This is a genomic window from Serratia sp. L9 (genome assembly GCF_050632285.1).
In the GTDB taxonomy this organism is placed as follows: Bacteria; Pseudomonadota; Gammaproteobacteria; order Enterobacterales; family Enterobacteriaceae; genus Chania.
Map to the genome: position 1 here is coordinate 1,503,893 of NZ_CP192591.1, position 12,782 is coordinate 1,516,674.

Here is a 12,782-nt window from a genome sequence, read left to right on the forward strand (position 1 = left end):
TGGCAGGAGGAAGACTACGTCATCGGACGTATTGATATCGGGGTCAGTTGCGGGTTGAAGCAACTTTCATAGTAACGCTGGATATCGGCCAGGCGGTGTTGGTTTCTGCGCCAGCGCTGTACCAGCCGCCAGGTGTTGTGGCTAAAGATGGCAACCAGTGCCAGCAGCAGCAAGCTGGTGCCGAGGTAACGCCACAGGGTGACCATATCCGGCTCGCTGTGCAGGGCGATATGCCGAGTACCGTTGGCATCGACAAAGATATTGGTGATTACCCCCTGCGCCCGGAATGGCGTGTGTAGCAACATACTGCTAAGGCGCTGTAACTCGTTCCATTGATCCAGCGCGTTGAACTCGTTCAATGGCTGGGTGGGTAACGGGTGGTCAACTAATTGCTTGCCTTCGTCGCTGGTGATCAGAAAACCGCCCGGTGGCGGACTGTTGAGGGCCGCTGCGGCCTGGCGGGTTTCCCGGGTGACAAAGGCTGAGGTTGCCGCATTGCTGAGGTTTTCCAGTGATTCGGCACTGACTGGCCTCAGCAGGACGTTAACGCCTTTCAGCGCGCCTGATTTGGCCCGTTTCACCAGGCTAGGCCAGTTTTTAGCGTTGCCCAGATTAACCAGGGCATTCTTCAAACGGACACAGTCGGATTCTGTTTCGCATAAATCCTGTGTTTTTAAAACGATATCTGAAAAATCGTCCAGCAGGATCATGCCTGATTTCTCGATCGCACTGGCCAACTGCGGGTTAATCTTTTGATCGGTACCGCTTGGGTGCAGTTGGTTATTGATCGTGGTGATCAGCGCGGTAGCTTTGTCGATCACCTCTGATTCCGGCTGTGGCAGAGGCGCTGCGGTATTCCAGTAGATGCCTGAGCAATCGAAGGGCATAAAGCTTGGTGCGGTGCTGCTATTGCCCGAAGGAACGTAACACATGCCATTTCCTTGCACTTTTAGCGTATCGCCGATATGCAGCGGCGTTGCTTCCAATGCCTGTACGTTGGTGACTTCGGTTTTCTGCGCCCCTTGCAACCATGCGCTGCTTAATTTCGCGGGCAGGCTGAGGGGGATGTAGGTCAGCAGCAATAACAGCACCACCAGCGAACTGGCGACCAGCACGGCATTCTTGCCCCATTGCTGTAGCGGGAAGTTTTTCACTTCATCATGCAAGGAGAGATAGCGCCCCTGACGAACTACCTGGCGGTTGAGATAGATATCCACGTTGGTAGTCTTGCCCAGATCCGAAGTGAGGTAAGGCTGCCAGTGCGGGGGATAAATCAAATCGATAATCCCCAAAGAGATATTGCTGATCTGCCCCTGATTGGACTCGCCAAACAGCCCCCAGCGCTTTGGCGTACCGCGCAGGCAGTGCACTTCTTTGAGTTCGCTTTCAGCTGGGCGGCGAAACAGATTCCATGTCCCCCAGGCGATCATCAGCACCGCGATGAAAATCATCCAGGGGATAACCACCACCGGGCTTATCAAACTGAAAAACAGCAGCAGCAGGGCAACAGAAATGATGGCGGCTTCCTTGATGCCGTTCGGACAATTGAGAGCGTGTTCTTCGCGTGTTTCTTTACGGATATTCACTAGCTCGATATGTTCGCTTTCTTCCTTGCGAATGGAGGCGTTCCTCGTTGGGGCAGCAGTGACTACCGGCGAAGGTGGGCTATCGTGAATATGATCAAGTAACGAGTGGCCATTGAGGGAGATCACCAACGGCAAGGTTTGGGTCTTGATCACTTCCACATGGTTATCGGCACTGATGTATTGCTCCCAAAACGGCGGCAAATGGATCTCTTCCGAATCGAGGTAGTAGCGCCAGTTATTGGGTTCATCGCTTGCCAGGCCATAGCGGGTAATGGCATGGGTGATAGGGTAGACGTTATCGCTGTGCGCAGACAGTGTCAGTTTGGCTGAAGGCAGTGCAGAGGAGCCTGGCAACAGTTTGTTACCCAGACGGTTTTGCTGGTTGAGATAATACTCAATTGCCGAGCGCTCTTGCGCAGTCAGCTTTCGGTGCGTCGGTTTGATGAATGGCAGTGAGCCTGCCAAGGCTAGGCGCTTGCGCAGCCTAAACCAGAAATAGATGCCTGCGGCGATCAGGCAGGCTAGCACCAAGGCCAATATTAACGCTATTGTGCTCATGCTATCCTCATCTTGAACCCATGAAACCGCCGACCTTATTAAACAAGAGATATTATACGGAGTTAACGACCCAGAGATAGAGCGGCGTTAGATAACTCTCATTCAAGCGCCTGACAACACATGATCGCACATTCTTCTATCTATCTATGAAATCATAGCAACCCCCCTAGGGCCTGATATCAGCGTTATCCTATTTTCTTATACAGTTTTAGATCGGTTGGTAGGAAAAATGGTGTCGCGCTGGCTACGCTTGTTAAATAAAAGTAAATTACTAGCAAAGCTCGTTGCGGCAAAGGTTCCCATTAACGCACAATGTGATCAAGATCGAATTCAGCCAGCGTTTGAACAATTTCCTGCCTGGCGCAACCAGCACATAATTACCCAGGTTATCCGCATGCCAGCTCTGATTATACAGAGAGATTGCGGTTAACCTCTTTGAGGCAATCATGGATAAACACCTGCAAAAACCTAAAATTCTGAAAGTAGAAACGGTCGCGCGCTCGCGTTTATTTAACGTAGAGTCGGTCGATCTTGAATTCAGTAACGGTGTGAGGCGGGTCTATGAGCGTATGCGCCCTTCAGAACGTGAAGCGGTGATGATTGTGCCCGTTATCGGGGATGATTTGCTGTTGATCCGTGAATATGCCGTGGGTACCGAATCCTATGAACTGGGGTTCCCTAAGGGGTTGATCGATCCTGGTGAAGGGGTGCTGGAAGCCGCTAACCGCGAACTGATGGAAGAGGTTGGTTTTGGGGCCAGGCGTTTTGATTTCCTCAGTAAGCTGACCATGGCGCCTTCCTACTTTTCCAGCCAGATGAATATCGTACTGGCGCACGATCTCTATGCGCAAAGCCTGGAAGGGGATGAACCCGAGCCGCTACCGCAGGTGCGCTGGCCGATAGCCAACATGATGGCCTTATTGGCAGAACCGGATTTCCGTGAGGCACGTAACGTCAGTGCATTGTTCCTGACCGAGGCGTTCCTTCGCGGTTCGCGTTAAGGTTAGGCTAACATGAGATAAAAAAATGGCCAGATTGCTCTGGCCATTGTCGTTTTTAGAACAGCTCGTGGCTCTCACCACCTGGGTCCGTCAGCGTAGTGCCTGCATCGTGGACTGAGTAGTCGGTCGGCTGAGTGCCTTCGATAAAGTACTCTGAACGGCTCCCGCCGCCGCCATTGGACAGCTTGCCGGTGCTCTTGTCGATGGTCACACTGACAATCCCCGGTGGTGGCGTGACTTTCTGCTCTGGAAGGCCTTCCAGCGCTACTTTCATAAAGTCATCCCAGGCTGGTTGCGCACTCTTCGCCCCCCTTCGCCGCCAGATATTTGATCCGGGATGGCGCCAGAGGCGCTCGCACGGCCAAGATTACGGCGATGATCGTCAAAGCCAATCCAGACCGACGTCACGGTATCCGGGCCGTAGCCGGAGAACCAGGCATCCTTCGAACTGTTGGTGGTACCGGTTTTGCCGCCGATATCACGGCGTTTGAGGTCGCGGCCAGCGCGCCAGCCCGTCCCCATCCAACCCGGCTCGCCGAAGATATTTGTGTTTAACGCATCACGGATCAGGAATGACAGCGGGGTGCTGATCACATGTGGTGCATATTGCTGATCGTTATCCTGCTGCACCTGGGCAGGGGTTACCTGCTCAAGTTGTGGCATGGGCACGTTGGCATTACTGCCTTCCTGCGAGACCGCAACATTTTCAACGTTATCTTCAGAAAGCACTGCCGAACGATGCGTGTCGCCATAGATCACTGGCAGGTTGCAGCTATCGCAAACCACTTTCGGCTTGGCTTCAAATACCGCTTTGCCGGTATCGTCTTCAATCTTGGTGATAAAGTACGGGTCGACCAGGTAGCCGCCGTTTGCCAGCACGGCATAACCACGCGCAACCTGCAGCGGGGTGAACGAAGCGGAACCCAGTGCCAGCGATTCAGAATGCACGATGTTTTGTGCCGGGAAGCCGAAACGTTGCAAATATTCTGCCGCGTAATCAACGCCCATGGCGCGCATTGCGCGAACCATCACCACGTTTTTCGATTGCCCAAGGCCTTGGCGCAAGCGGATCGGACCGTCGTAGGTGGGAGGGAGTTCTTTGGTCGCCAGTCGGTGCCGGCACCAGCATCCCAACGTGTGATCGGCAGATCGTTGAGGATAGTGGCCAGCGTCAGGCCTTTATCCATCGCGGCGGTATACAGGAACGGCTTGATGTTGGACCCCACCTGGCGCAGCGCCTGGGTGGCACGGTTAAACTTGCTCTGGTTGAAGTCGAAACCGCCGACCAGCGCTTTGACTGCGCCATTGTTGGGATCGATAGACACCAGCGCAGAGTTGACGTCCGGCACCTGTGCCAGCCACCAGACCTCATTCACCTTGCGAACCCAGACTTGCTGGCCAGCCTGAACTACGTCGGTGACACGTTTCGGTGTTGGACCTTGTGAGGTATCACTCCTGAACGGGCGTGCCCAGCGCATACCGGACATTGGCAGCGCGATGCTGCTGCCATCGGCCAGCATTGCCGTCGCCTGCTCTGCATCCGCCTGGGTGATCACCGCCGGAGACAGTGGGCCGTAGCTAGGCAGATTTTTCAGGGAATCGACAATCTGTTTCTGAGCCCAAGCCGCCTCGCCCACTTTCCACAGCACGTTCGACGGGCCACGGTAGCCATGGCGCATATCGTAGTTCATTACGTTGTTACGTAATGACTCTTGTGCCGCCAACTGCAATTTCTTGGTGATGGTGGTGTACACCTTGTAACCGTCGGTATAGGCATTCTCACCGTAAAGCTTGATCATTTCCTGGCGCACCATTTCTGACAGATAAGGTGCGGAGAAGCTGATCTCCGGCGCGTGATAATGGGCTACCAGATCTTCGCTACGTGCCTGGTCGTACTGCGCCTGAGTGATGTAGTGCTCATCCAGCATGCGCGACAACACCACGTTACGGCGCGCTACGGCACGGTCGTGAGAGTAAAGCGGGTTAAAGGTGGAAGGGGCCTTGGGCAACCCGGCAATGGTCGCCATTTCACTCAGCGTAAGCTGGCTGACATCTTTACCAAAATAGACATGTGCAGCAGCACCAACACCATAAGCACGATAACCCAGATAGATTTTGTTCAGATACAGCTCAAGAATTTCATCTTTGCTCAGCATCTGCTCAATGCGGATCGCCAGGAAGACCTCCTTGATTTTTCGCATCAGGGTGCGTTCCGGGCTCAAGAAGAAGTTTCTGGCCAACTGCTGGGTGATGGTACTGGCACCCTGCGAAGCATGGCCGGAGACCAGCGCGATTGACGCAGCACGGAAGATACCGACGGGATCGATCCCGTGATGATCATAGAAACGACTGTCCTCTGTGGCGATGAAGGCGTGCACCATCACCGGCGGGATTTGATCCAGCTTGAGTGGGATACGGCGTTTCTCACCGAATTGGGCGATCAACTCGCCATCGGCGCTGTAAACCTGCATCGGGATTTGCAGTCGCACGTCTTTGAGCGTTGCCACGTCGGGCAACTGTGGCTCGACATATTTGTACAAGCCAAAAACCGAGGCTGCTCCCAGCAAGATGCAACACACTGCAAGGATTAGAAAATACTTTACGAACTTCACCTGAGATTTCCCATTTCATGTCAATTGGGCAGTTTATAAACAACCGCGCGGTAGTATAAAGGCAAGCCTGCAACATGGATATGTTCTTTTGTCATCTGACGGTATGGAGGCGGGCTGAAATATGTTTTCTCAAGCATGGCAGGTGGGGCTGGATATACAGAACAACTGCATCATGGCATTGGCCGTGCAGCGTCGGCGTAACGGTTGGCAGCTACGTCACTGGTGGCAACAGGCCTTGGCGCAACCGGTGTTGCATGAAGGGGTTATGGCAGAATCTGAAATGCTGGTGGCGGTGCTAAAGCAATGGCGTATCCGGTTACCAAGACATATTTCCTTACGCATTGCCTTGCCTGCTCAGCGGGTTTTGCAACAGACGTTACCGCTGCCGGATGACCGGCTGCGGGAGTCGGTTCGCCATGACTATATCACCACCCAAGGGTTGAAACAGTTTCCGTTAGACAGCCAGACGTTGGTCATGGATTACCGTCAGGCCCATCCCAATACCCACCAGTTGCTGCTAACTGCGGCCCGTCAGCAGGAGATTCAAAAGTGGTTGCGGTGCTTGCAACAGGCCGATCTGCAACCACAGGTGATTGATATTGCCCCTAATGCCTTGTGCATGATGGCAGAGTTTGCTGGCCTGGCTCCTGAGGCGGGGCTGCTGCACCGGCTGGAGCAAGAGTGGTTATGGGTGGCTCCCCGCACGGTGCCATTCACTTACGGTGTTCTGCCTTGTGGGCTAGCAGGCAGCGTGAAGCAGGCACTGGCCAACATGCGCTTAACCTGCCCGGCATTGGGGGTAAAAGAGGTGTATTACAGCAGTGTGCTGGACGAAGCCTTACCCGAAGGCGTTATACCCTGGTCGCCGCTCACCGCTTTCAGCCAGTTACACCCGCCATTGCCCGCGCTACCGATGGCGTTTGTTCTTGCCGGTGGGCTGGCATTGCGCCGCGAGGATGGCTGATGTATCAGGTCAATCTTCTACCCTGGCGCATCCGGCGGCAGCGGCAGCGTTACCTATTCTGGCTATGCTGCTTCTGCGTTCAGCTTTTTGCGACGCTGCTTATTCTTGTTCTCACCTTCGGGGTGCTGGGTTATCAGCAAGATCAGCACCGCCAGGTTCTGCAAGCTCTTGCGCAGCAATACAGCGATATTGGCCAGCAACTCCAGCAGAGGCAGCAAATTATGGGCGAGCTGGCACGTCTCGGCGCAAAGGAGGCTCGTTACCGGCAGAATCATGCGCATAACCAGCGTTATCTTGCATTGTTACAGCAACTATCGCGTGCGTTGCCCGAAACCCTATGGCTTACCGGGTTTGAAGAGAGCGCCAAGGGGATCTCGCTGCGCGGAATTGGCAGGCATTATGCGGAGATCGCCATCTTTGAACAGCGGTTGGCCGCCTCGCCATTGTTGCAGGGTAGCCGCTTGGCTGAAGTGACACAGCATAAAGAGGGGGTTGGCATTCACCCTGACGGCACGCTGGGGGCAGGATGGATAAACCTTTGGCGGATTGGCTAATCCCCTGGCTCAATCGGCCTGGCTGGCAATTATTAGCTGCGCAATGGCTGGTGTTGGCGGGCGTGGTGTTGTTAGCCAGCACGCTGTTGGTGTCGGGTGAGTGGCAACTGCGTGAGCAATTGTATGAGCAGCGGCAGCAACTCGAGCGGCAAATAACCGAGCGTCGGCAGCAATTGAGCCAGCTACCGGCGCTCGAGGAATTGCAAAAAGCGTGCAGCAGCAAAGGGTAAAGCGGCCCGAGGGGCAGGAGGATATCGGTAGCCACCTCTATCAGGTTGGAGGGGTATTGCTACGCTGGCAACAGCAGGAAAAACCGGCACAGCAAAAGGTAAGCCTGCAACTGGGCTTTGAAGGGTTACTGCGTTTACTGGCGAGGATGCCACCTTCCAGGCAGATTGGCCAGATGAAGATTGAGCGGCAACCCGAAGGGCTGGTCATCCAATTGACCTTGCTGGCTACCGCGGAGGCCGAAGATGAATAAAGCCGGATGGCTTTGGCTGATGCTCTCCACCTCGCTTTGGGCTGAGCATTACCGCGATCCCTTCCAGCCTCCTCAGGTGGTGCCCTGTAACCGCTCAGCCTCATCACCAGAAGGCTGGCGGCTGAAAGGTATTATCGGTACGCCGGATTTACGTTACGGCTGGGTAGAAACACCGCAGGGCCAGTGGTTGGGGCTATTGCCCCAGCAGCGGTTGTTGGATGGGCAGTGGCAGGTGGTACAGATCCAGCCCCGGCAACTTGAGCTTGGCTTTCAGGATGTGGGCAGTGCCTGTCCGCAGTTTACGGACAATATCGTACTCACATTAGGCAAAAAACCTCAGGAAAGGACAATGAAATGAAAGGATACCGCTGGCTTTGGGCTGGGGTGTTATGGCTTCCTTTGGTCGTGATGGGGGCGGTGCAGAAAGAAAAACCGGTGTCGATGGCGTTTCACGATACACCGGTAAGCCTGATTTTACAGGCGTTGGCGGAGTACCAGCAGTTGAATCTGGTGGCAGGTGAAGGCGTTGATGGCAACCTGACGCTGCGCCTGGAGGATGTCCCCTGGCAGCAAGCGTTAGCGGTGGTCCTGCGTATGGGCAAGCTGACGATGACCATTGAAGGGAACGTCATGATGGTTTTCCCGGAACCGGATGAAGAGGAGCTGCAACGGCGGCAACAGGCCTTGGTGCAGCAGCAGCCGCTGCACAATCTGACAATCACACTGCACCACGCAGAAGCCAGCGAAATAGCACAAAGCCTGGATAATCAGCGGGGTAAATTATTGACCGAACGTGGCATCGTGATGGTGGATAAAAGGACCAATGCACTGTTGCTGCGTGACACCGCAAAGGCTCTTGCCCAGATGAAATCCTGGGTATTGGAGATGGATGCGCCGATGGAACAGGTTCAGCTGGCGGCTCATATTGTGACCATCAGCAGTGAAAACCTGCGCGAGTTAGGCGTGCGCTGGGGGCTAGGTACAGAAGATAGACCAGCACGGGCACTGCGAATCGATAACTTCAACGTGGGCTTACCGCTGGAGAACAGCCCGGTGACGGCAGGTTTTCATCTGGCACGCATCAGCGGGCGCATGCTTGATCTGGAGTTGTCGGCACTGGAGCAGGAGAACGAGGTGGAGATTATCGCCAGCCCACGTCTGCTTACCGCGCATCAGCAAACTGCCAGCATCAAACAGGGCACGGAAATCCCTTATGAAGTATCGAGCGGTGCCAGCGGAGCCACCTCAGTCGAATTCAAGGAGGCCGTGTTGGGGATGGAAGTGACGCCAAAGATTTTACCTAATGGCCGCATCACCCTGACGCTGCAGATCAGCCAGAACATGCCGGGGCGTTCAATAAAACAGGGCTCTGGGGAGGCTTTGGCCATCGACAAGCAGGAAATTAAAACTCAGGTGACAGTGAAGAACGGTGAAACCATTGTATTAGGGGGCATATTCCAGCGGCAAAGCACTCAGGGGGCGGATAAAGTTCCCGGGGTGAGCGAGGTTCCCATACTGGGATCGCTGTTTAAACACAGCACTAAACAGCACAAAAGGCGCGAGCTGGTGATTTTCATCACTCCGACGCTGATCAAGGTCTAAACTGCCACTGATCCTGCGGATCTCGTCATCCCATTGCTTTTTCAGATAAACTCCAGGGGTTATCGCCTGCTGGAGCGCCCGGTTGATTAGGTATTGGTTAAATTTCCTACCCGTTGAAAAGCCTTAAAAGTTGATGCGCAGAAGCACTTTTTTATCGCCTTGGAGGTATCTGCGTTTGACGCTGCGACCGATTTAGCTTACAAGGGTTACCGAATTGAGCTCCGAGGTTTTTTTGTAATGCTAAGACGCCGTTAAAAACGTATGGTTTCCCTCCTGCGGCGTGGATAGCGATTTAATCGGTTGCCAAACTACCAAGAGTGTTGAGATAATTTTCCGTCTGATCTCGCACTATCGCTCATGAGGTTTCAGTTTAGGTCCCGTCGCTGATTTGATTGGCGGGGCGGGTTATCATTAACGAATTGTCTTAGTAATACCGAAAAACATGGCAGAGAAACGCAATATCTTTCTGGTTGGGCCTATGGGTGCCGGCAAAAGCACTATTGGCCGTCAGTTAGCTCAGCAACTCAATATGGAGTTTTTCGACTCCGATCAAGAAATTGAGCGACGTACCGGAGCTGACGTGGGCTGGGTATTCGACGTGGAAGGCGAAGAAGGTTTCCGCGATCGTGAAGAAAAAGTCATTAATGAACTGACGGAAAAACAAGGGATTGTACTGGCTACCGGCGGTGGCTCGGTTAAGTCGCGTGAAACGCGTAACCGCCTGTCGGCACGTGGCGTCGTGGTCTATCTGGAAACCACCATCGAGAAGCAGTTGGCCCGTACCCAGCGCGACAAAAAACGTCCGCTGCTACAGGTGGACTCTCCTCCGCGTGAGGTGCTGGAAGCGCTGGCAAGAGAGCGCAATCCGTTGTATGAAGAAATCGCAGATGTCACTATCCGCACAGACGATCAAAGCGCTAAAGTAGTTGCCAACCAGATTATCAACATGCTGGAAAGTAACTGATAGCGGTTTCCGTGTTAGCCGCGAGCAAATGCGGAAATTCTGATTGTGTTCCCCGCGTTGGCGGGGATAAACCACACCGAGAACTGAGCGCGACATGGAGAGAATTACCGTAACGCTTGGGGAGCGAAGCTACCCGATTACCATAGCCGCCGGATTGTTCAACGATCCGGCTTCTTTTATGCCGCTAAAGGCGGGTGAACAGGTCATGCTGGTCACCAACCACACTCTGGCGCCGCTATATCTGGAGCCTATCCGGAAGGTGTTGGAGCAGGGTGGCGTTGTGGTGGATCAGGTGATTTTGCCTGATGGCGAACAGTACAAATCTCTGGCTGTGCTTGAGCAGGTGTTCTCGGCGCTGTTGGAAAAGCCCCATGGTCGCGACACCACACTGCTTGCCCTCGGCGGCGGTGTGGTTGGCGATCTGACCGGCTTTGCCGCAGCCTGCTATCAACGCGGTGTGCGTTTTATTCAGGTTCCTACCACGCTGCTTTCGCAGGTGGATTCCTCCGTGGGTGGCAAGACTGCCGTCAACCACCCGCTCGGTAAAAACATGATAGGCGCCTTCTACCAACCCGCTTCGGTGGTGGTGGATCTGGACTGCCTGCGTACCTTACCGGCGCGTGAACTCTCCTCTGGTTTGGCGGAGGTCATCAAGTACGGGATTATTCTCGATCGCGATTTCTTCGTCTGGCTGGAAAACAACATTGATGCCCTGGTTGCCTTGGATATGGACGCGCTGGCGTACTGTATCCGTCGTTGTTGCGAATTGAAGGCTGAAGTTGTTGCCGCCGATGAGCGCGAAAACGGTTTGCGGGCATTGCTCAACCTGGGTCATACCTACGGCCACGCCATTGAGGCGGAAATGGGCTATGGCGTATGGCTGCACGGTGAAGCCGTGGCGGCGGGTATGGTCATGGCCGCACAAACCGCTCATCGCCTGGGCCAATTCTCTGCGGACGATATAGAACGAGTCAAAGCGCTGCTGTTGCGTGCTGGTTTGCCGGTATGCGGGCCGCAGGAAATGGCGGCTGAGGCCTATTTACCACACATGCTGCGTGACAAGAAGGTCTTGGGCGGGGCATTGCGTCTGGTATTGCCAACGGCAATCGGTGAGGCTGAAGTGCGTGGTGGCATAGCCCATGACATGGTGCTGGCATCGATAACCGATTGCCTGCCGCCATCACGTTAACCAAGCCAGCAAACGCATAAGCTTGAAAGATGAGGGGTATAACAGTGGCTTGGCTGCTGTTAGTATCTATAGTAATTAATGTGCAGAGCGAGGCAGACGTCGCCTTGCCATCATCGGCTTAATAGTCTCGAACCATACCGGATCCTGGGTGGTGAGCTTTTGCCTCTAGTTGGAGGGGTTTCAGATGGATGAGTTTAAACCGGAAGACGATCTCAGGCCTGACACCAGCGATCGGCGTCCTACCCGTGCGCGCCGGCAAGCTACTGGGCCGCGTTTTGCCGTCTCGCGCCAGCATATGATGATTGGTATTGGTATTCTGGTGCTGCTGTTGCTGATTATCGGCATTGGATCGGCCCTGAAGGCACCAACCCAGCATGAAGCTGCGCAACAGGGGGCAAGCCGTGACATCAATCTGTCGGGTTCGTCATCGCTGACGACCAGTAACACTGGTGTTGCAGGCGGTGTTACCGATACCAACGACAATAACGGTGTGAGTAATTCTCAACCACAGCAGCCGCAGACCATCAGCGTCCCGCCAATTTCCGGCACGCCGACCGAGGCGTCACCGCAGCCTGCCCCCGGTGGTGCACAGCAGCGTGTCGATCTGCCTGGCAACATGGCCGATGCACTGTCATCACAACAGGGCCAGATTGATGCTGCAGCACAGAACATGAACACCCCGGTTTCCAGTTTGCCAACCGCTCCCGCTACCGTGATGGGCGGTGCCGCCGCGCGTGAAGCAACGCGCCCGGTGCATGGCAACACGGCTTCAACCACACAGCAGCAAAAGACACCAGCGACCAAATCGGCAGCCTCTAAACCGGCGACGGCCTCTAAGCCGTCTTCAACCTCCACTACGGTTTATACTCCTCCTGCTGCCAGCAAAAGTGGCGTGGTGAGCGGTAGCGCAGGTTCTCTAAAGACCGCGCCAGGTAGCCATTACACGTTGCAATTGAGCAGTGCTTCACGGTCCGATACGTTGAATGCCTATGCCAAGCAACAGAATCTGCAACACTATATGGTGTACGAAACCAAGCGTGATGGTAAGCCGTGGTATGTGCTGGTGAGTGGTAACTATGCTTCCTCAGCGGATGCCAAGCGCGCGATTGCTACGTTACCGGCGGATGTTCAGGCGAAAAAACCGTGGGTCCGCCCTGTACATCAAGTACAGCAAGATCTTAAAAAATAAATCATTTAAATTTTGTGCGCTGATGTGCTGTTTGAAACAGAGTACAATCCGCCGCTCTGAATTGTATAAGTAGCTAACTGAC

Annotated in this window: 11 protein-coding genes and 1 pseudogene; 10 read left to right on the forward strand and 2 right to left on the reverse strand. The window is 54.4% G+C overall.

The window, feature by feature from the left end; genetic code table 11:
* Positions 1–14 precede the first annotated feature (14 nt).
* On the reverse strand, positions 15–2,144 hold the full coding sequence (locus ACQ86O_RS06990) for an intracellular growth attenuator family protein (protein WP_431224647.1): 2,130 nt from the start codon (positions 2,142–2,144) through the stop codon (positions 15–17).
* 446 nt (positions 2,145–2,590) lie between these two features.
* On the opposite strand from ACQ86O_RS06990, the gene nudE reads away from it, so the two are divergent.
* Positions 2,591–3,145: an ADP compounds hydrolase NudE gene (gene nudE, locus ACQ86O_RS06995; RefSeq protein WP_025122391.1), complete on the forward strand. Its 555-nt coding sequence runs from the start codon at positions 2,591–2,593 to the stop codon at positions 3,143–3,145.
* A 55-nt stretch (positions 3,146–3,200) separates the two neighbouring features.
* Here nudE and mrcA read toward each other — a convergent pair.
* A pseudogene (gene mrcA / locus ACQ86O_RS07000) lies at positions 3,201–5,757 on the reverse strand (peptidoglycan glycosyltransferase/peptidoglycan DD-transpeptidase MrcA).
* Between the two features lie 121 nt (positions 5,758–5,878).
* On the opposite strand from mrcA, the gene pilM reads away from it, so the two are divergent.
* From pilM to ACQ86O_RS07045, 9 genes are all read left to right on the forward strand, one after another.
* Positions 5,879–6,721: a type IV pilus biogenesis protein PilM gene (gene pilM / locus ACQ86O_RS07005; RefSeq protein WP_431224648.1), complete on the forward strand. Its 843-nt coding sequence runs from the start codon at positions 5,879–5,881 to the stop codon at positions 6,719–6,721.
* Positions 6,721–7,275, forward strand: coding sequence for a PilN domain-containing protein (locus tag ACQ86O_RS07010; RefSeq protein WP_431224649.1), 555 nt, complete (start codon positions 6,721–6,723; stop codon positions 7,273–7,275). The genes pilM and ACQ86O_RS07010 overlap by 1 nt, the downstream gene beginning before the upstream one ends.
* Entirely contained in the window at positions 7,248–7,505 is a 258-nt protein-coding gene (locus ACQ86O_RS07015) for a hypothetical protein (RefSeq protein WP_431224650.1), read from the forward strand. The genes ACQ86O_RS07010 and ACQ86O_RS07015 overlap by 28 nt, the downstream gene beginning before the upstream one ends.
* Positions 7,487–7,756 (forward strand): hypothetical protein, encoded by a 270-nt coding sequence (locus ACQ86O_RS07020; RefSeq protein ID WP_431224651.1) that lies wholly within the window; start codon positions 7,487–7,489, stop codon positions 7,754–7,756. The genes ACQ86O_RS07015 and ACQ86O_RS07020 overlap by 19 nt, the downstream gene beginning before the upstream one ends.
* Positions 7,749–8,114 carry a hypothetical protein gene (locus ACQ86O_RS07025; RefSeq protein WP_431224652.1) on the forward strand — a complete coding sequence of 122 codons (366 nt, stop codon included), beginning with the start codon at positions 7,749–7,751 and terminating at the stop codon, positions 8,112–8,114. The genes ACQ86O_RS07020 and ACQ86O_RS07025 overlap by 8 nt, the downstream gene beginning before the upstream one ends.
* On the forward strand, positions 8,111–9,358 hold the full coding sequence (hofQ, locus tag ACQ86O_RS07030) for a DNA uptake porin HofQ (protein WP_431224653.1): 1,248 nt from the start codon (positions 8,111–8,113) through the stop codon (positions 9,356–9,358). The genes ACQ86O_RS07025 and hofQ overlap by 4 nt, the downstream gene beginning before the upstream one ends.
* 442 nt (positions 9,359–9,800) lie before the next feature.
* A complete protein-coding gene (gene aroK, locus ACQ86O_RS07035; RefSeq protein WP_005271698.1) occupies positions 9,801–10,322 on the forward strand; it encodes a shikimate kinase AroK in 522 nt (173 codons plus the stop codon).
* A 94-nt stretch (positions 10,323–10,416) separates the two neighbouring features.
* The gene (aroB, locus tag ACQ86O_RS07040) at positions 10,417–11,511 is read left to right on the forward strand and encodes a 3-dehydroquinate synthase (RefSeq protein WP_431224654.1); all 1,095 of its coding nucleotides are present in this window, start codon (positions 10,417–10,419) and stop codon (positions 11,509–11,511) included.
* Positions 11,512–11,695: 184 nt separating this feature from the next.
* Positions 11,696–12,700 (forward strand): SPOR domain-containing protein, encoded by a 1,005-nt coding sequence (locus tag ACQ86O_RS07045; protein WP_431224655.1) that lies wholly within the window; start codon positions 11,696–11,698, stop codon positions 12,698–12,700.
* The last annotated feature ends 82 nt before the right edge of the window (positions 12,701–12,782 follow it).